Origin of the sequence: Nonomuraea sp. NPDC050404 (assembly GCF_040655495.1) — a bacterium.
Lineage (GTDB): Bacteria > Actinomycetota > Actinomycetes > Streptosporangiales > Streptosporangiaceae > Nonomuraea.
Genome location: NZ_JBFAKB010000011.1, coordinates 1 through 17,191 on the forward strand (window position 1 = coordinate 1; position 17,191 = coordinate 17,191).

19 protein-coding genes and 4 tRNA genes are annotated in these 17,191 nt (G+C 70.0%); 17 read left to right on the forward strand and 6 right to left on the reverse strand.

The window, feature by feature from the left end:
- Positions 1 to 79: 79 nt before the first annotated feature.
- The 7 genes from AB0I81_RS28965 (at position 80) to AB0I81_RS28995 (ending at position 3,942) form a co-directional block, all read left to right on the forward strand.
- A tRNA-Leu gene (locus AB0I81_RS28965) sits at positions 80 to 151 on the forward strand.
- An 8-nt stretch (positions 152 to 159) separates the two neighbouring features.
- A tRNA-Glu gene (locus AB0I81_RS28970) sits at positions 160 to 232 on the forward strand.
- Between the two features lie 9 nt (positions 233 to 241).
- Positions 242 to 316, forward strand: a tRNA-Arg gene (locus AB0I81_RS28975).
- 4 nt (positions 317 to 320) lie between these two features.
- A tRNA-Cys gene (locus AB0I81_RS28980) sits at positions 321 to 393 on the forward strand.
- Between the two features lie 277 nt (positions 394 to 670).
- Positions 671 to 1,489 carry a nitroreductase/quinone reductase family protein gene (locus AB0I81_RS28985; protein ID WP_360662807.1) on the forward strand — a complete coding sequence of 273 codons (819 nt, stop codon included), beginning with the start codon at positions 671 to 673 and terminating at the stop codon, positions 1,487 to 1,489.
- A gap of 215 nt (positions 1,490 to 1,704) precedes the next feature.
- Positions 1,705 to 2,802 carry a hypothetical protein gene (locus tag AB0I81_RS28990; RefSeq protein ID WP_360662809.1) on the forward strand — a complete coding sequence of 366 codons (1,098 nt, stop codon included), beginning with the start codon at positions 1,705 to 1,707 and terminating at the stop codon, positions 2,800 to 2,802.
- Positions 2,803 to 2,895: 93 nt separating this feature from the next.
- On the forward strand, positions 2,896 to 3,942 hold the full coding sequence (locus AB0I81_RS28995; protein WP_360662811.1) for a LacI family DNA-binding transcriptional regulator: 1,047 nt from the start codon (positions 2,896 to 2,898) through the stop codon (positions 3,940 to 3,942).
- Here the strand turns inward: AB0I81_RS28995 and AB0I81_RS29000 are convergent.
- A complete protein-coding gene (locus AB0I81_RS29000) occupies positions 3,932 to 5,371 on the reverse strand; it encodes an MDR family MFS transporter (RefSeq protein ID WP_360662813.1) in 1,440 nt (479 codons plus the stop codon). The two genes, AB0I81_RS28995 and AB0I81_RS29000, sit on opposite strands and share 11 nt — an antisense overlap.
- 5 nt (positions 5,372 to 5,376) lie before the next feature.
- A complete protein-coding gene (locus AB0I81_RS29005; RefSeq protein ID WP_360662815.1) occupies positions 5,377 to 6,321 on the reverse strand; it encodes an NAD(P)/FAD-dependent oxidoreductase in 945 nt (314 codons plus the stop codon).
- Positions 6,322 to 6,382: 61 nt separating this feature from the next.
- Between AB0I81_RS29005 and AB0I81_RS29010 the strand changes: the two genes are divergently transcribed.
- Positions 6,383 to 6,811: a MerR family transcriptional regulator gene (locus tag AB0I81_RS29010; protein ID WP_360662817.1), complete on the forward strand. Its 429-nt coding sequence runs from the start codon at positions 6,383 to 6,385 to the stop codon at positions 6,809 to 6,811.
- A 76-nt stretch (positions 6,812 to 6,887) separates the two neighbouring features.
- Here the strand turns inward: AB0I81_RS29010 and AB0I81_RS29015 are convergent, their stop codons facing one another.
- Positions 6,888 to 7,385: a MarR family transcriptional regulator gene (locus tag AB0I81_RS29015; RefSeq protein ID WP_360662819.1), complete on the reverse strand. Its 498-nt coding sequence runs from the start codon at positions 7,383 to 7,385 to the stop codon at positions 6,888 to 6,890.
- Between the two features lie 79 nt (positions 7,386 to 7,464).
- Between AB0I81_RS29015 and AB0I81_RS29020 the strand changes: the two genes are divergently transcribed.
- From AB0I81_RS29020 to AB0I81_RS29035, 4 genes are all read left to right on the forward strand, one after another.
- The gene (locus AB0I81_RS29020) at positions 7,465 to 8,007 is read left to right on the forward strand and encodes a GNAT family N-acetyltransferase (RefSeq protein ID WP_360662821.1); all 543 of its coding nucleotides are present in this window, start codon (positions 7,465 to 7,467) and stop codon (positions 8,005 to 8,007) included.
- Positions 8,008 to 8,052: 45 nt separating this feature from the next.
- The gene (locus AB0I81_RS29025; RefSeq protein ID WP_360662823.1) at positions 8,053 to 8,454 is read left to right on the forward strand and encodes a VOC family protein; all 402 of its coding nucleotides are present in this window, start codon (positions 8,053 to 8,055) and stop codon (positions 8,452 to 8,454) included.
- A 185-nt stretch (positions 8,455 to 8,639) separates the two neighbouring features.
- Positions 8,640 to 9,473 (forward strand): TrmH family RNA methyltransferase, encoded by an 834-nt coding sequence (locus tag AB0I81_RS29030; RefSeq protein WP_360662825.1) that lies wholly within the window; start codon positions 8,640 to 8,642, stop codon positions 9,471 to 9,473.
- A complete protein-coding gene (locus tag AB0I81_RS29035; RefSeq protein ID WP_360662827.1) occupies positions 9,473 to 10,240 on the forward strand; it encodes an rRNA methyltransferase in 768 nt (255 codons plus the stop codon). Before AB0I81_RS29030 ends, AB0I81_RS29035 begins: the two co-directional genes overlap by 1 nt.
- Before the next feature lie 124 nt (positions 10,241 to 10,364).
- Here the strand turns inward: AB0I81_RS29035 and AB0I81_RS29040 are convergent, their stop codons facing one another.
- A complete protein-coding gene (locus tag AB0I81_RS29040) occupies positions 10,365 to 11,282 on the reverse strand; it encodes a helix-turn-helix domain-containing protein (RefSeq protein ID WP_360662829.1) in 918 nt (305 codons plus the stop codon).
- A gap of 187 nt (positions 11,283 to 11,469) precedes the next feature.
- On the opposite strand from AB0I81_RS29040, the gene AB0I81_RS29045 reads away from it, so the two are divergent.
- Entirely contained in the window at positions 11,470 to 13,116 is a 1,647-nt protein-coding gene (locus AB0I81_RS29045) for a serine hydrolase (protein WP_360662831.1), read from the forward strand.
- Here the strand turns inward: AB0I81_RS29045 and AB0I81_RS29050 are convergent.
- A complete protein-coding gene (locus AB0I81_RS29050; RefSeq protein ID WP_360662833.1) occupies positions 13,113 to 13,694 on the reverse strand; it encodes a helix-turn-helix domain-containing protein in 582 nt (193 codons plus the stop codon). The two genes, AB0I81_RS29045 and AB0I81_RS29050, sit on opposite strands and share 4 nt — an antisense overlap.
- Positions 13,695 to 13,784: 90 nt before the next feature.
- Here AB0I81_RS29050 and AB0I81_RS29055 point away from each other — a divergent pair, with 90 nt between their 5' ends.
- The 3 genes from AB0I81_RS29055 (at position 13,785) to AB0I81_RS29065 (ending at position 15,216) form a co-directional block, all read left to right on the forward strand.
- Complete coding sequence (locus AB0I81_RS29055) at positions 13,785 to 14,417, forward strand: SDR family oxidoreductase (protein ID WP_360662835.1); 633 nt, start codon at positions 13,785 to 13,787, stop codon at positions 14,415 to 14,417.
- Positions 14,418 to 14,419: 2 nt separating this feature from the next.
- Entirely contained in the window at positions 14,420 to 14,896 is a 477-nt protein-coding gene (locus AB0I81_RS29060; RefSeq protein ID WP_360662837.1) for a GDSL-type esterase/lipase family protein, read from the forward strand.
- A gap of 83 nt (positions 14,897 to 14,979) precedes the next feature.
- On the forward strand, positions 14,980 to 15,216 hold the full coding sequence (locus AB0I81_RS29065; RefSeq protein ID WP_360662839.1) for a hypothetical protein: 237 nt from the start codon (positions 14,980 to 14,982) through the stop codon (positions 15,214 to 15,216).
- Positions 15,217 to 15,220: 4 nt separating this feature from the next.
- Here AB0I81_RS29065 and AB0I81_RS29070 read toward each other — a convergent pair whose 3' ends face one another.
- Complete coding sequence (locus AB0I81_RS29070) at positions 15,221 to 15,763, reverse strand: MOSC domain-containing protein (RefSeq protein WP_360662841.1); 543 nt, start codon at positions 15,761 to 15,763, stop codon at positions 15,221 to 15,223.
- A 146-nt stretch (positions 15,764 to 15,909) separates the two neighbouring features.
- On the opposite strand from AB0I81_RS29070, the gene AB0I81_RS29075 reads away from it, so the two are divergent.
- A complete protein-coding gene (locus AB0I81_RS29075; protein ID WP_360662843.1) occupies positions 15,910 to 17,145 on the forward strand; it encodes a serine hydrolase domain-containing protein in 1,236 nt (411 codons plus the stop codon).
- Positions 17,146 to 17,191 lie beyond the last annotated feature (46 nt).

Consider the following 17,191-nt stretch of genomic DNA (forward strand, 5'->3'; position numbering starts at 1 on the left):
ACTGGATATGGCGTCGACACCCAAATCCTTGCAGGTCAGGGGCACCTTTTCTCATGTTTCAGGAAGAGCCGACTCCCTCGGCTGAATACCCGAGGATGGCAGAGGCACCGGTTTCAGGAACCGGACGGTGCGGGTTCAAATCCCGCCGGACGTACGCGCGCCCCGTTGGTCCAGCGGTCAGGACGCCCGGCTTTCACCCGGGAAATCGCCGGTTCGAGTCCGGTACGGGGTACTTGTCCGCGGCCCTATAGCTCAATGGAGAGAGCGCCGGCCTACGAAGCCGGGTCAGTTGCAGGTTCGAATCCTGCTGGGGCCACTTTGGCGCAGTCCGCCGGTGCGGGGACGGGCCTGCAAAGCCCGTACGCGCGAGTTCGACTCTCGCCTGCGTCTCCACGTGTTCCGCCGCGGAGTGACTTGACAGCCTTTGCGGAATCTGGGCGTAATGGCCGTCGCGTCGCGTGTCGCCCACCATGAGAACGGTGGGGCATGGAGGCGCCGTTTCAAAGGGGATGACGCCGTGACCACTCTCACCGCCGGTAGTGCCTGAGCACACCGCGCCCGCGCGTCGTCCCATGCCCGTGGTGGTGTAGTAGCACCCACGCACGCCGGCATGCCCGTGCGGGTTTCTCGTTGTCATTGACACCCCACCCGCAAGGAGCGATCCACCAGCATGCCCATGGACTTCAACCAGCAGATCATCGATGAATTCCGCGCCAACAAAGGCCGGGTCGGCGGCCCCTTCGAGGGAGGCAGGCTGATCCTGCTGACCACCGTCGGCGCCAGGACGGGCGCCGCCCACACCACGCCGCTCGGCTACCTGCCCGACGGCGACCGCCTGCTCGTCATCGCCTCGGCCGGCGGCTCGCCCAGGCACCCGGCCTGGTACCACAACCTGCGCGCCAACCCGCAGGTCACCGTGGAGGACGGCCTGATGACGTACCAGGCCAAGGCCGTCGTGCTCGAAGGCGACGAGCGGGAGCGCCTGTTCGCCCGCGCCGTCGAGACCGACCCCGGCTGGGGCGCCTACGAGGAGAGCTCCGGCCGTACGCTGCCCGTCGTGGCGCTGCACGCGATCCACGCGGGACCGCCTCCCGGCCGGTTCGGTGACGCGCTGATCACCATCCACGACGTCTTCCGCCGGGAGCTGGCGCTGATCCGCAGGGAAGCGGCCACCTCGGGCCCGCGCCTGGCCGCGCAGCTCCGCGTCAACTGCCTGACCATGTGCCAGAACCTGCACGTGCACCACTCGCACGAGGACGAACACCTGTTTCCCGGGCTGAAGCACCGCTATCCGGAGCTGACCCCGGTGCTGGACCGGCTGCAGGCCGAGCACGAGGTGGTCGCGCGGCTGCTCGGCGAGCTCAGGACGCTCCTGTCCGCCGCGGACCCCGACCCGCAGGTCCTGCTCGCCGAGGTGAACCGGCTCACCTCTGAGCTGGAGGCGCACCTGGACTATGAGGAGGAGCAGCTCGTACCGCTGCTGAACTGATCTTCCGGGGTGTCTCTGTGGCAGAAGGGACAGGTGGGACGTATGATGATAGGGCGTCCGGGCCCGGCGCCACATCCATCAAATGCCGTCACGCGGACAGGTGCGTCCTGATCCGGCGGACCGGCTTTGAGCGCGCCGGCCACCGCCCCGGTCCGGGATAGCATGAGTGCAGGGCTGACGTCCGCGCCCCAGCCTCCGGCGCGCGGGAGACGTACATGACCAAGCAGGAAGACTTCGACCGGCGGGTACGCGCCCGCATGGCGGAGACCGGCGAGTCGTACGCGATCGCGCGCAGGCGGCTGCTCGGCGAGCGGCCCACCCCCGTCGAGGAGCTGATGGCGGCGGCGCTGCACGTCAGCAACGGCGACTGCACCGACCTGGCGGGGACGGGGCTGGCCAGGAACATCGTGTACTGGCGCGACACGCTGCACGAAGGGCCGGTTCCCGCGGTGGGGTACGAGGAGCTGCGGCGGATCAGGGCCGACTTCCTCATCGGGGCGGACGCGGACGACCATGCCGAGGGCCTGCGGATGTTCCGGCGGCGCGACGCCGAGCTGGAGGCCAACCGCGACGGCGAGTACGTGTTGTGGTTCGAGGCCGACCTCTACGACCAGTTGCAGATCATCGAGATCCTCGCCCGCCTCGCCGAGCTGGAGGTGCCGGCCGAGCGCGTCACGCTGATCTGCATCGGGGAACATCCCGGCATCGCCCGCTTCGGCGGCCTCGGGGAGCTCCGCGCCGAGCAGTTGCGCGAGTTGCCCGAGACCGGGGCGTGCGCGCGGCTCACGCCGGCCGCGCTCGACCTGGCCACCCGGGCGTGGGCGGCCTTCCGCGCCCCGGCGCCCGATGGCCTGCCCGCCATCGCCGCCGTCCGCTCCGTCGAGCTGCGTTTCCTCGGTGAGGCCTTTGAACGGCTCTGCCGCGAGTACCCCTCCACCCGCGACGGGCTCTCCCTCACCGAACGCCGTGTGCTCGCCGCGGTGGCCGCCGGGGCGGAGAGCGCCGGGGACGTCTTCGTGCGTGCCGCCGCCAGGGAGGCCCGCCCCTATCTCGGGGACACCTGGTGCTTCGCGGTGATGGACCGCCTGGCACGGGCCCCGTACCCGCTGCTGGAGCTCCGGCCCGCCGACGTTCCCGTCGATCACACCACCCGGGTGCGGCTGACCGCCACCGGCGCGCGGGTGCTCGCGGGGGAGGAGGACCACGTGCGGCTGAACGGCGTGGACCGCTGGATCGGCGGGGTGCATCTGAGCGGCCGCGAGGTGCCCCGGCGGTGGGACGAGGGCCTGGAAGCTCTGCTGGAAGCGCCATGAAACGTTTTAGCTGACGGACTGATATGTGACGTGGAACAGCCCGGACCGCCGGACTTGCACGTTCAACAGATGCCGAGACAGTAAGGTGTGTCCGTGGCGGGGACGAACGCGGCAGGACAACACCGCAGGTCGACCATCAAGGACGTCGCGGCGCGGGCGGGAGTGTCGCCGGCGGCGGTGACCCTCGCGCTGCACGACCGTCCCGGAGTCTCCGCGGCGACCAGGCAACGCATACTCAAGGCGGCGCAGGACCTGGGCTGGCGGCCCAACCTCGCCGCCGCCGCGCTGTCGGGCCGCGCGGTGCACACCGTCGGCCTGGCCATCGCCAGGCCCGCCCGGCTGCTTGGCCTGGAGCCGTTCTACATGGAGTTCATCTCGGGGGTCGAGAGCGTGCTGAGCAGGCGATCCTGCTCGCTGCTGCTGCGGGTCACCGAGGCGGGCGACGAGGCCGAGGTGCACACGGAGTGGTGGCAGGGCGGCCGGGTCAACGGCAGCATCCTGGTCGACCTGCGGACCGACGACCCCAGGATCCCCGCCCTGGCCGAGGTCGGGCTGCCCGCCGTCGTGGTCGGCCATCCGTCGCTGGCGGGGCCGTTCACCTCGGTGTGGACCGACGACGCGGCGGGCATGGGCGAGGCCGTACGTTACCTCGCGGCGCTGGGGCATCGCAGGATCGGCAGGGTCAGCGGGCCGGTCGAGCTCGGCCACACCGCGATCAGGACCGCGGCCTTCGACGAGGTGATCGGCGCGCTCGGGCTCGAAGGGCGTACCGCCGTCGCGGACTTCACCGCCGACCAGGGCAGCCGTGCGTGCCGCAGCCTGCTGCTGGCGCCCGACCGGCCCACCGCCATCGTCTTCGACAACGACATCATGGCCGTGGCCGCGCTCACCGTCGCGGACGAGTTCGGCCTGTCCGTTCCCGGCGACCTGTCGATCCTGGCCTGGGACGACTCCCAGCTCTGCCAGCTCGCCCGGCCCGCCCTGTCGGCGATGAGCCACGACGTGTTCGCTTTCGGCGTCGAGGTCACCAACACGCTGTTCGATGTCATGAACGGCATCGAGGCCGCGACCCGCTCCGTACAGACGCCGAGCCTGGTACCCCGCTCCTCCACGGCCCGGCCCCGCGACCTCAACCCCTGACGGCCTGCGCCTGTCCTTCGCTGCCGCCTTGAGGAAGCAGGGCCAGCAACGCCACCAGCACGAGGGCAGCCGGGGCGCCCCAGAACAGCACGTCGGGGAGGGCGGCGGCGGTCGCTTGCGGGCCCGGGGGCCGCCCCTGGAGTTCGCGGGTGAGGAGGCTGCCGAAGATCGCCACACCGAGCGAGAGGCCCAGGCCGCGGACGGACACCGCGGCGGAGGTGGTGGCGGCCAGGTCCGCGGGGGAGACGGCGTTCTGGGCGACGACCATGAGGTTCTGCATCAGCAGCCCGAAGCCGACGCCGAGCACGCCGAGCACCACGGCGAGCAGGGCGTACGGGGTGTCGGGCCGGAGCAGGCCCAGCAGGACGAATCCCAGTACCGCGATCAGTGAGCCGGCGATCAGGTAGGGCTTGAACCGGCCGCTGGCGCCGATGCGGGCGCCGGCGAGGGAGGAGACCGCCATGAAGGTCAGGACGTACGGGTTGAGGGCCAGGCCCGCCTGGGTGGCTCCCATGCCGTAGGCGGCCTGCAGGTAGGTGGGCAGGTAGACGATCGATCCGCCGAGCAGTGCGCCGAGCAGCGCGGTGGCGGGCAGTGCGACACGCAGGGTGGGGTCGGAGAACAGCCGCAGTGGCAGCAGCGGGTTGGCCGCGCGACGTTCCCGCCACACGAACAGCGCTCCCAGCACCACCAGGGCGGCGAGCAGCGTGAGTATCATGCCGGAGTTCCAGGCGTACGCTTGTCCGCCCCATTCGGCGACCAGCAGCAGGCTCACGGTCGCGCCGGCGATCAGCACGGCCCCGGCGAGGTCGACCCTGCCGTCCCCGCCGGTCCTGGGCAACCGCAGCGCGAACGCGACCAGCGCCAGGGCGAGCAGGCCGAGCGGGAGGTTGATGTAGAAGATCCAGCGCCAGCCCCAGGCGTCGGTGATCGCGCCGCCGGCGAGCGGGCCGCCCACGCTGGCCAGGGCGAAGACGCCGCCGGTGAAACCCTGGATCCGGCTGCGCAGGCGGGGTGGGTACAGCTCGGACAACGCGATGGTGGGCAACACGAACAGCGCGCCCGCGCCGATGCCCTGCACGGTCCTGGTGGCGATCAGCTGGGGCATCGTCTGGGCCAGTCCGCACAGTGCGGAGCCCGCGACGAAGACGGCGACCGCGGCGAGGAACACCGTACGCCGGCCGAACCGGTCACTGAGGCGGCCGTACAGCGCGCCGGTCGCGGTCGAGGCCAGCACGTAGGAGGTGACGACCCAGCCGATCGCGTCCATGCCGCCCAGATCGGCGGCGATGTCGGGCAGGGCGATGGCCACCACCGTCTGGTCCAGCACCGACAGCAGCATGCCGATCAGCAGGCCGGCCGTGGCGAGCGGCACATTGCCGCTCTTGGACGGGACGCCGGAGGCGGTCTGCGTGAGATCCGCGGACACCGTGATCAGCCCCCTGCCCGCGCGAACGGGTCGGGCAGGCCGAAGTCGGCGCTCAGCAGGTCCTGGTCGATGACCGCCGCGGCGACGGTGCCGCCGGCCGCCGCGGCGATGACCGCGGCCATCGGCACCGGCATGCTTGCCCGGCGCGCCATGTCGCCTGCGGCGTACACACCCGGCACGCTGGTCCGGCCGAACTCGTTCACCTCCACGCACCCGTCGGCGAAGTTCACGCAGCCGAGGCGGGCGGCGAGGTCGGAGCGCTGGCGTGGCACGTTGACGACGAACACCGCGTCTCTGGCCAGGGGCGGGCCGGTCTCGAACACGATCTGTTCCAGCCGTCCGTCCGTGCCCTCCAGGCGGGTGATGGCCTCGCAGCGCACGCCGACGCCGTACGTTTCCAGCGTGGCCCGCGCCGCGGGGTCGAGCGGATGGCCGCCGCCGCAGAGTGTGACGTCGGCCGCGAAGCGGCTCAGTTGCAGCGCCAGCCGTACTCGGGGCGGGTCCGTGCCGAGCACCGCGATCCGTTTGCCGGTGCATTCATAACCATGGCAGTAGGGGCAGTGGAAGGCGGAACGGCCCCACAGCGCCTGTACTCCGCGCGGGCCGGGAAGCTCGTCGGCCAGCCCGGTGGCCAGCAGCAGCCGCCGTGCCGCCACCGTCCCGCCTTCGGACAGGTCCAGCTGGAAGCCGTCCCCGTCCAGCACGTGGACGTCGGTGACCGTCCCCGTCCTTGTCTGTACCGCCGGGTAGGCGGCCAGTTCCTCGCGGCCGAGCTTGCGCAACTCGGCGGGTGGCGTGCCGTCCCTGGTGAGGAAGTTGTGCACGTTCTCGGCGGCGGCGTTGCGGCCCTCCCCGGCGTCGACCAGCAGCACCCTGCGGTGAACCCGTCCCAGGGCCAGCGCGGCGGCCATGCCGGCCGGGCCCCCTCCGACGGTGACGACGTCGTACATGTCCTGCCTCCATAAAGTGTGATCGCTTGACGTGGAGGCAAGTGTGCAAGTTAATGTCAACATGAAGTCAAGCGACTGGATGCAGATCGGAGAACTCGCGGACCAGTTCGGGCTCGCCCCGCATGTCCTGCGCCACTGGGAGGCCATGGGCCTGCTGGCCCCCGCCGCCAGGGTCAACGGCCGCCGCCGCTACACCCGCGATCATGTCGTACGCGTCCTGACGATCGTCCGTGCCAAGGCGGCGGGCATGAGCCTGGAGCAGATCCGGGAGGTCCTCACCGTCTCCGGCCAGGCCGAGCGCCATGCCCTCCTCCAGCGGCACCACGCGGAACTGGAGCATCGGCTCCAGGAGATATCGGCGTCCAAGGCGTTGATCGAGCACCTGATGCAGTGCACCGCGGACGACTTCACCCAATGCCCCGACTACCGGCGGATGGCGGAGAGCACGGCCGGGCTCCACAACCTCGACAAGGGCGGCTGCGCGATCTGAGAACACCGCCTCCGCCTCCCACCAGAGGCCGTTCAGTCGGGAGGTTCGATGGGATGCGTCGTCTGGGTGGGCTCCATCAGTTCGGTGGGCTGTGTGGGCTTGGTGGGCTGTGTGGGCTTGGTGGGCTGTGTGGGCTTGGGGAGCGCAGGCGAGCCGCATGATCCTGCTGGTTCTTCAACGCCAGCGCCAGGAACCGTTCGATCACGCCCAGTTCGGCCAGACTGAACTTGCCCAGCTCGATCCGGGCGTCACCCAGGACCGGCCCCCATATCTCCGCGGTCAATCGTTCGGCCCGCTCGGTCAGATGGACGAGGACGCGGCGGCGGTCGGCGGAGTCGCGGATGCGCTGGGCCAGGCCCGCTCGTTCCAGCCGGTCGATCACGGTGGTCATGGCACCTCCGGTCAGTCCCGCGGCGGTCGCCAGTTCGCTGGCCGTCAGCGGCCCTCGCGCACTCAACCGGCTCAGGCAGCGCAGATCGGTGCGGTTGACGCCCAGGCGGCGCGCGGCGCGTTCGTCCATGACGTCGGTGGCGTCCTGCAGATTCTGCACGGCCTTGGTGACGGCTTCGATCAAGCTTTGCTTTGACAATCTAACCCTTAGAAAACTAAAGTTTCTGCTGCCAGCATCTTACCTCCAAGGAGGACGAGCGAGCATGCCCGACGATCAACACCTCATCTTGCGCCCGGCGACCGCGCAAGACCTCACCGCCCTGCTCGCTCTCATGGACTCGATCCTCGGCTGGCTCGTCGCACGAGGCCGGACGGAGCAGTGGGGCGCCGTGCCGTTCAGCCAGATGCCGGGTTTCCCCGAAAGATTCACGGAGTGGACGTCGCAGGGCGCCATCACCGTGGCCGAGCGGGGCGGCAATCCCGTTGGGCTCCTGGCCCTCGCGCCCGCCGTCCCACCGCACATCCCGTCCGGATTACTTCCCCGGGGCGCCCTGTTCGTGCACGTCATCATGTCCGACCGCGGCCCCGCCGGCCAGGGCGTCGGCCAGGCCCTCCTCGCGGAAGCGTCCCGCCGCGCCGAAGCGCGCCAAGCTCCAGGTGTGGGGCTCGACCATTGGGCGGGAAACGCCGATCTCGACCGCGTCTACGACAAGCACGGATACGTCAAGGTGGGAGAGTACGAGGTGAATGACGACGGACGGACAGCGCTCAACAGCGTACGCATCCGCCATCTTCAACCTGCCTGACAAGCGTTTGATCGTGGCGGCCGGGCGGCTTGGTAGCCTCGGCGGATGACCGCGATCGGGCAGCTTTCTGTGGGCGTCACGGATGATGTGCGGGCCGGAGAATTCTGGCGCCAGGCGCTCGGATACGTGCGACGGCCGCCACGTTTCGAGGGCGACGACTGGATCGTCCTGGAGCCTCCGCCCGGCGTGGGCGGTGTCGCCCTTGCGATGGATGTGAGCGAGAGCCCCGCCGAAGAGTTTCCCCGGATACATCTCGATCTCAACGCGGGGGATCGCGATCTCGACGAGGAGGTTGATCGGCTGGTCGCCCTGGGTGCGCAGCGTGTCGACTGGCCGCACTATCCCGAGGACGCCCAGCCGGAGATCCCCCCGTACGTGGTGCTCGCCGACCCAGAGGGCAACCGGTTCTGCGTGGAAGGGCAGCGCCGCAGTCCCGCAACCCCATAGAAGGAAGTCGCCGTCATGTGACCCCGTCGGTAGTGGTGGCCCGCTACGCCCGCCATTGGTATTGCGGGCGCAGCATATGGACGGCTGGGGTTGAGGCGGTTGCAGGGGAGCCGGCCGTCGCGGTCTGTCGTCGCCAGCGGAAGACTGATTCTATCCTGTAGACCGTGGTGAATCGGGGACGATCGATGACGGGAGAGCTGCGCATCTCTCGCGCCAACGCGCGGTTCCAGCAGTGGCAGGCGCTGTTGGGCAACCGTGCCAAGCGGCAACGGGCCGGGGAGTTCCTGGTCCAGGGTGTGCGCCCGATCAGCCTCGCGGTCGAGCTCGGCTGGACGGTGCGGACGCTGATCTACGACGCCGACCGGCAGCCGTCGCAATGGGCGGCCCAGATGCTGAAGGCGTTCGGTGGTGAGCGGGTGGCCATGGCTCCCGACCTGCTGCGTGAGCTGGGCGGCAAGGACGAGGACGTGCCCGAGCTGGTGGCGGTGGTCGAGCTGCCGGGCGATGAGCTGTCCCGGATCCCGGTGGGGCCGTCGTTCCTGGGCGTGGTGTTCGACCGGCCGAACAGCCCTGGCAACATCGGGACGATGGCACGGTCGCTGGACGCGTTCGGCGGCGCGGGCCTGATCGTCACCGGGCACGCGGCGGACCCGTACGACCCGCGATCGGTGCGGGCCTCCACCGGGTCGCTGCTGGCGCTGCCGGTGGTCCGGGCCCACTCGCATCGGGAGGTGCTGGCGTGGGTTGAGGAGTTGCGGGCGCAGGGTCTGCCGCTGACGGTGGTGGGCACCGACGAGGGCGGCGCCGCCGACATCGCCGACCTGGACCTGACCGGCCCTACCCTGCTGGTCATCGGCAACGAGACCACCGGACTGAGTGCGGGATGGCGGCAGAGCTGCGACACGATGGCGCGCATCCCGATCGTCGGCTCGGCCAGCTCCCTGAACGCCGCCAACGCCGCGACCGTGGTGTTGTACGAGGCCGCCCGCCAGCGCAACCGCGGCGCGAGCGGCGCCTGATGGCCTACCGGCACGCGACCGTCCGGCAGGACTTCGAGCACCTGGCCAGCGGCTCGGTATTGCACTCGGCTCCCGGGTTTCCCGCCTTTCCTGTCCGGCTGGTCAGCGAGATCTTCCAGCGCGCGCTGGCACTGCGCGGCGGCGACCGGCCCGCCGTGGTGTGGGACCCGTGTTGCGGCAGCGGGTACCTGCTGACCGTCCTGGCGTTGCTGCACCGGCGCGAGATCGCCTCGGTGCTGGCCTCCGACCTCGACCCTGAGGCGATCTCCCTGGCCGAACGCAATCTCGGCCTGCTGAGCAGGACCGGCCTGACGGCTCGCGCCGCTGAACTCGACGAGCGGGCGGCCCGCTTCGACAGGCCGTCCCATGCCTCGGCGGCGCACGCCGCCCGCCGGATCGCCGCCGAGCTCGACGCTTCCGGAGGCGATGTGCCGTACGCGGTGCGCCAGGCCGATGTGTTCGACCCCGACCGGCTCCGGCGGGCACTTGACGGGCTCGCGCCCGACATCGTGATCACCGACGTCCCCTACGGCGAACAGACCCACTGGCAGGGGTCCGGGGCCACGACCGGAATCGCCGGAATGCTTTCCGCCCTGACGGCCGTGCTTCCCCGAGGCAGTGTGATCGCGGTGACGGTACGGGGCCGCAAAGTCCCTGTCGAGGGCGGACCACGTCCCCGCACCTCATTCAAGATCGGCACCAGGGCCGTCGCGCTGTTCCAGACCACGCCGCCCTCGGAGGAGACGACGCCGCCGACCGATCGCTAGCTCGTGAGCCCGCCACCCTGGGCGCTCCTTCATGTCGGGCAGTGCACGATGGTGAGTGACGAGGACGCGTGGCCTCCGGCAGAGTGTGCTGCCGATGTCGCCCCGCTGCCCACGGCCAGATCATTTAACCGTTCAGCGCGTCGCGTTGGGCGTCGCTCAGGCGGTCCGGCCTCGGGACGATGGTGTACGTCCCCTGCTCCGACCGCTGCACGGCGAGCGGGTCGGAGAGGACCGGACGCCGGCTGATCGCGTCCAGGGCGTCGGCCACCCGCTGGACATTCCAGCCCAGTGCCGTGGCGAGGTCGTCCGGGGTGAGCGGGCGGGCGGCGTGCACGAGTGCGGCGATCAGCGTCAGGGCGTCGGCCACGATCGCGTGGGTGAGGCCGCTGCCGTCCATCTGGTCGCTGAGGCGGGCGAAGAAGCGGCCCATCTTGCTCAGCCGGATCCCGGCGGCAGTGTCAGGGCCGAAGATGTCCGTTCCGCGCCGGGCGGCGGCCGCCACCTCGGCGTGCGCGCTGGCGTCCGTCTTCCACGCGCGGAACCAGACGTCGCCGTCGATCACGTACCGTTCGCGGCGACCGTCCGGGTCCTGGCCACGTCCGACCAGGTCGATCGATTCGAGGTAGCCGATGGCCTTGGACACCGAGGCCGGGCTGACCCGGAGCCGGCGTACGAGGTCGGCGGAGGTCAGGCTGGCGGAGTCGGAGGTGAGCAGGCAGACGAACACCCGGGAGGCCATCCGCGGCAGGCCGGTCCCGGCCAGCAGGGTCGCGTACTCCTCCACGAAGCGGCGCGCCGCCTCGGTCTGCCGGTCGTCGGGCTCGGGGCTCTTCATGCTCCTGTTGCGGCGGGCGCGTTGTTCGCCGGCCTGCTGGGCGCGGTCGGCCAGATAGCCGGCGAGCCCGCCGTTGCGCGCGATCTCGCGGGTGATCGTGGAGGTGGGCCTGCCGAGCCGTCTGCCCATCTCGGCGGTGCCCAGGCCGTCGGACAACCAGGTCTCGATCTGCCGACGGTCCTCGTGGGTCAGCCTGCTCCCGGGCACCGGACGTCTCCTCTCTGACACGTGCGTGCGTTTCTCCACAGTACATTGCAACGAAGCCGCAGCCCGAATTGCATTTATCGACATTGCCATTGCAACAATGCGTCGCTACCTCGCCGAATAGGGCCGATTTCAGTTGACCGACCATGAAACGCAACGTAGCCTTTCCTCGTCTGGAAAGGACATGCAGATGTTTGATGTCACGCGAGCACGAACGCGAATCACCGAACTCCTCGCCGAATACCGGATCCCGAGCGCCGCGCTCGGAATCCTCCACAACGGGGAGATCACTGACTTCGCGGCCGGCATCAAGAATGCGGCGACGCGTGAGCCCGCGACGACCGACACCATTTACCAGTGCGGCTCCATGACCAAGACGTGGACCGCCCTCGCCTTCATGCAATGCATAGACGAGGGCCGGGCCGCCCTGGACGAACCGGTGCGTACTTATCTGCCCGGATTCCGCGTCGCCGACCCCGAGGTGAGCGCCCGCCTCACACCCCGCCATCTCCTGAACCACACCAACGGCATCGAGGAGGTCTACGGCGATCCCGGCGAGGACGACGACGTGTACGAGCGCATGATCGCGAACATCGCCGGCGCGCCCCAGGTGCATCCCCTGGGCCACACCCACGGCTACAGCGCCGCCCTGGGTTACGCGATCCTCGCCCGCGTCATGGAGGTGATCGACGGCAAACGGTGGGACGACATCATGCGGGACCGCCTCTTCGACCCGCTCGGACTGACCGGCACGAGCACCTGGCAGGACCGGGTCGACCCGCGTCGCGCCGCGACCGGGCACCTGATCCGCTCCCTCGACGAGGGGCCCGTCGTCTCACCGCTGGCTCATCTGCCGCGTTCCTTCGGCCCCGGCGGAAACATCAGTTCGACGGCACGGGACGTGCTCACGATGGCGCACGTCTTCCTCGACGGCGGGAAGGCGCCGGACGGCACCAGAATCGTCTCGGCCGAGGCCGTCCGCGAAATGATGGAATCGCGCGTACCCGTCCCCGACCCTTATACGTTCGGGCCGGAATGGGCTCTCGGCCTGATCGTGTGCGACTGGCACGGCGAGACCGTCTACGCGCACGACGGCAGCACCATCGGCCAGAACGCCCGCCTGCGCATTCTGCCGGATTCGGGTCTCGCCCTCGTGCTGCTGACCAACGCCGGGCCGCGCGACAGCTTCTACAAGCGGGTGTTCAACGAGATCCTTCCCGAATTTGGCGCGCCCACGGTCCCTGACCTGCCGGAACCGGATCCGGCGCAGTCCCTCGACCTGGCGAGGTACGAAGGCGTCTACGAGCGGCCCGGCTCCCGCTACGAAGTCTCGGCGCAAGGCGGGCAACTGCGCCTCGACTTCACGGTGAATCCCGTGGAGGCGCAATTCGCCGGAATGCCGGAGCGCCTCACGTACGAGCTGCACGCGATCAGCGAGACGCATTTCCTGATGCCCCCGCAAAGCCCGCCGGAGGACCCGCAGACCGTCGCCATCTACGACTTCCAAGACGGAGTCGCGCAATACCTGCACACCAACTGCCGAGTAAGTCCGAGAACGAACAAGGAGAACCCGGGAATGCATGTCATGGCGGTTTCCACGATCACCGACAGCGGCGCGTACTGGAACGCGCTGAAGATGGCGCACGGGCAGTTGCCGCAGGGTGCCGCCTGGACCTTCGCGGTGGCCAGCACCGACGGGACCAAGGCGGTGAACATCATCGTGCACGACTCGCTCGACAGCGTCAGAACCCTCTTCGAGGGTCACGTCGCCCCCTTCGCCACGACGGAGTACTTCGAAGCCGACGCGGCCAACGCGGTCGGCCTCCCGGCGAACTAGCCGTCAAGCTGCCGCAGCAGGGTACGGGCGAAGGACTCCGCGGCCGTGTCGTCGTCAAGGCCGGCGGGCGACATGTGGCTCAGGAACGCGTGCTGGAAGCAGGCCCCGAGCAGCAGCCCGGCGGCGGCGGTGACGTCGGTTTCCGGCCGCAGCCGCCCGAGGTCCCGCTCGGCGCGCAGGTACGCGGCGACGAACTCGTTGGCCTTGTGCGGCCCGGCGCCCTGCTGCCGCAACTCCTCCTTGTGGGCGGCCAGCGTGGCCGGGTCGGCGAACATGGAGGCCAGCATCGGGAAGCCCGCGCCGTAGAAGGAGATCGCGGCCCGCGCCACGGCGGTGAGGTTGCCCGCGAGCGTTCCCGTGCCCGCCCTGCCCTGCAGCGCCTGGATCAGTTGCGTGAAGGCGGGGGAGCGTTCGCGCATCACCGCCACGAGCAGGTCGGCCTTGTTGGCGAAGTGTTTGTACAGGGCCGCCTCGGTGAACCCGGCGGCCTGCGCGATCTGGCGGGTGGTGACGTTGGCCAGGCCGCGTTCGGCCATCACGGTCGCCGCCGCGTCAAGGATCACATCTCTGGTGCCCATCTTCCTCCTTCTCCCGCTTGACGTAGTTAGTAATCACTCACTAACCTCCCCATCGTCAGTTAGCGAGCGTTTACTAGCTTTGGAGTGTAGATGAAGCTGACCATCTTCGGCGCTACCGGGGGCACCGGGCGGCACCTGGTGGATCAGGCTCTCGCCCTGGGCCATCACGTCACCGCGGTGGTACGCGACCCGGGCCGGTTGCCCCAGGCGGATCACCCCCGGCTCGAACCCGTGACCGCCGACGTGATGAACGCCGACGCCATCACTGCCACGGTGACCGGCAGGGACGCGGTGATCTCGGCCCTGGGACCCCGCCCGGGAACCACCGGATCGGTGTGCGCCGACGGCTCCCGCGCGATCATCACCGCGATGCGCGCCGCGGGCACCCGCCGCCTCATCGTCATCACCGCCAGCGGCCACGTCGTCGACCAGGGCGACGGACCGGCCAGCCGCCTGCTGGTCAAGCCGCTGCTGCGGCGCTTCCTCCGGGACGGGTTCGCCGACTTCGCCCGTACCGACGAGGCCGTCCGCACCAGCGGCCTGGACTGGACGATCATGCGGCCACCCCGGCTCACCGACGGCGAGCGCCGGCCGTACCGCACCTCGACCGACCGCAACGTGCGGGGCGGCATCACGATCGCCCGCGCGGACCTCGCCCACGCCACCCTCGGCGCCTTGACCGACCCGGCCACCGTCGGCCACGGCATCTCACTGGGGTACTGATCATGAAAAAGCGCATCGTCATCGGCCTGAGCCTGTTCCTGACCGTCCTGCTCGGCCTGACCGGCACGGTCGGCTATCTCACCTTCCTGCGCCCGCCCGCCAATCCGCCCGCCGACGCCTGCACCGGCAAGGCGGGGCAGCGCCCCCGGGTGGTGGCCGCCGGCGCCAGCATGACGCAGGGCGCGCTCGGCGCCGACTGGGTGGCCGCGCTGCGCGCCCGGCCCGAACTCGGCGGCTACGAGTTCGTCAACGCGGGCATCAACGGCAACACCACGGACGACCTGCGCCTGCGCATGGACACCGACGTCGTGGCCTGCCGGCCGGCCGCGGTCACGATCCTCATCGGCACCAACGACGTCCGCAACGAGGTCCGCTGCGGCAGTTCAGTGCCAACCTCGACGCGATCGTCGACCATCTCAAGGCCCGCACCACCGCCCGGATCGCGCTGGCGTCCCTGCCGCCGCTCGGCGAGGACCTGAACACTGAGATCAACCGGCGCCTCAACGCCTACAACACCGCGATCCGGCAGGCCGCCGCCCGGGCACAGGCCGGCTACCTGCCCTTGTACGAACGCGTGGTCGCCGGCCTGCCGGCGAGGCGCACTCCGTACGACTTCAGCTTTCCCCTCGCCCTCACCGTCGCCGCCCAGCACTATCTCCTGGGACGGAGCTGGGACGAGATCGCCCGCGCGGGAGGGCGCGAGATGCTCGTCGACCACGTTCACCTGAGCGACCGCGGCGGCACGATCGTCACCGACCTCGTCGGCCGATGGCTCGCGAACGAGCCCGGCGGCGCGTGAGACCTCAGACCCGGTCGAGAGGCCGGTGGGGTCCGGCCGGGAGCTCCACCCGGATCACGTCACCGGGACGGACGACGCCCCCCAGCTTGACCACGCTCATCACGCCGGCCCTGCGGACCACGTTCCCCGCCTCGTCCCGGCCGACGACCTCCTTGAGCAGGCCGCCCGCGAAACCGTCGATCTGCAGGCACGGGTTGCGCAGCCCGGTCAGCTCCACGACGGCCTCGTCGCCGATGCGCAGCAGCGTGCCGACCGGCAGGGCGAGCAGGTCGATGCCCTTGGTGGTGATGTTCTCGCCGAGGTCGCCCGCCTTGACGGTGAAACCCGCCTCGCCCAGTTCGGCGAACAGTTCCTCGTGCATGAGGTGCACCTGACGCAGGTTCGGCTGGGTCGGGTCCTGCGCGACCCGCGAGCGGTGCTTGACCGTCACCCCGGCATGCACGTCCCCCTCCACGCCGAGACCGGCGAGCAGGGTGACGCTGTCCCTGTTCGGCTTGGTGAAGGTGTATTCGCCACTGCTGCTGACCGCCACGACGGCACCGCTCATCCCGCTTGGCCCCCTCTTTGTGTGTTTGTCCGCTTGCAGCAGCCTACGTGTAGCAAAGTTCATGCGCCCGTGGACCTATCTGCATGGCCCACCCGGAGGAAACCGACTCAGGCTGGATGTAGGCAGACACATCGAGAGGGAGAAAGTTGAAGCGGAACCTGATCGCGTTACTCACCGCAATCATCGTGGGACTCGTGCTGCTGTCCAGCCCGGGTGCCGCCGCGCAGCAGCCCGGACTCGACCGGCGGGAACTGCGCCAGAGCCTGAACGCCGTGCACGAGGCGGGCATGTACGGCACGTACTCCCACGTGACCGACGGCCGTCAGAGCTGGAAGGGCGCCGCCGGCGTGGCCGACGTGGAGACGCGCCGCCCGGTGCGTCCGGACATGCGGCACCGGATCGGCAGCGTCACCAAGACCTTCACCGCGACGGCCGTCCTGCGGCAGGTCGGCCGCGGCGCGATCGAGCTCGACGCGCCCATCGGCCGCTACCTGCCCGACCTGGTGCCGGGCGAGCTCGGGCAGCGGATCACCGTACGCATGCTGCTCAACCACACCAGCCACCTCGCCGACTACGACAGCCTGATCTACACCTCGATCCAGAGCTTCGAGGACAACCGTTTCCGCACCTACCGGCCGCGGGAACTGGTGGACATGGCGCTCGGGGCCCCGGCGACCGGGCAGCCCGGGGTGCTGCCCGGCTCGTACTCCAACACCAACTACATCATCGCGGGCCTGCTGCTGGAGAAGGTGACGGGCGTCAGCGCCGAGCGGGCCATCACCGACCAGGTGATCCGCAAGGCCGGGCTGCGGCACACGTCGTTCCCGCGCACGCCGGTCATCCCGGGGCCGCACTCCAAGGCCTACCTGTCGCTGTACGGGCTGATCGACCCGCCCAAGGACTTCAGCGTCTACGACAACTCCGCGCCCTGGACGGCGGGCGGCCTCGTCTCGACGATGGAGGACGTCAACCGGTTCTACCGGGCGCTGCTGCGCGGCGAACTGCTCGATGCGGGGCTGCTCGCCGAGATGCGGAAGGTCGTGCCCGTCGCACCGGGCGCGGGCGTCACCGACACGTTCGACTACGGCCTGGGCATCTACCCGGTCGATCTGCCGTGCGGCCGGTTCTGGGGGCACAGCGGAGGCGTCATCGGCATGCTCACCGAGGCGTACACCGGCCCGGACGGCGAGCGTCAGGTCTCCATCGGCTTCAACCTCGTCGGATACCAGCGGCTCGACGAGAACGGCAACATCCTGCCGAGCCCCATCGATGAGGCGATCCTCCGGCATATCGAGCTCGCGGCCTGCGGGACGGCCGGCCTGTCCATGACCGAGGCGAAGCGGCCATTCGCCTTCGACAGGATCCAGATCCCCCGGCGCTGACCACCCATGATCGCCACGGAGCACGGCTCCGTGGCGATCACGACGC

Excerpts from the sequence above, each read along its gene's own strand:
- AB0I81_RS28985 (WP_360662807.1), top strand. The coding sequence starts at position 671 with ATGCCCATGGACTTCAACCAGCAGATCATCGATGAATTCCGCGCCAAC.
- AB0I81_RS28990 (WP_360662809.1), top strand. The coding sequence starts at position 1,705 with ATGACCAAGCAGGAAGACTTCGACCGGCGGGTACGCGCCCGCATGGCG.
- AB0I81_RS29005 (WP_360662815.1), bottom strand. The coding sequence starts at position 6,321 with ATGTACGACGTCGTCACCGTCGGAGGGGGCCCGGCCGGCATGGCCGCC.
- AB0I81_RS29010 (WP_360662817.1), top strand. The coding sequence starts at position 6,383 with ATGAAGTCAAGCGACTGGATGCAGATCGGAGAACTCGCGGACCAGTTC.
- AB0I81_RS29020 (WP_360662821.1), top strand. The coding sequence starts at position 7,465 with ATGCCCGACGATCAACACCTCATCTTGCGCCCGGCGACCGCGCAAGAC.
- AB0I81_RS29025 (WP_360662823.1), top strand. The coding sequence starts at position 8,053 with ATGACCGCGATCGGGCAGCTTTCTGTGGGCGTCACGGATGATGTGCGG.
- AB0I81_RS29030 (WP_360662825.1), top strand. The coding sequence starts at position 8,640 with ATGACGGGAGAGCTGCGCATCTCTCGCGCCAACGCGCGGTTCCAGCAG.
- AB0I81_RS29035 (WP_360662827.1), top strand. The coding sequence starts at position 9,473 with ATGGCCTACCGGCACGCGACCGTCCGGCAGGACTTCGAGCACCTGGCC.
- AB0I81_RS29045 (WP_360662831.1), top strand. The coding sequence starts at position 11,470 with ATGTTTGATGTCACGCGAGCACGAACGCGAATCACCGAACTCCTCGCC.
- AB0I81_RS29050 (WP_360662833.1), bottom strand. The coding sequence starts at position 13,694 with ATGGGCACCAGAGATGTGATCCTTGACGCGGCGGCGACCGTGATGGCC.
- AB0I81_RS29055 (WP_360662835.1), top strand. The coding sequence starts at position 13,785 with ATGAAGCTGACCATCTTCGGCGCTACCGGGGGCACCGGGCGGCACCTG.
- AB0I81_RS29060 (WP_360662837.1), top strand. The coding sequence starts at position 14,420 with ATGAAAAAGCGCATCGTCATCGGCCTGAGCCTGTTCCTGACCGTCCTG.
- AB0I81_RS29070 (WP_360662841.1), bottom strand. The coding sequence starts at position 15,763 with ATGAGCGGTGCCGTCGTGGCGGTCAGCAGCAGTGGCGAATACACCTTC.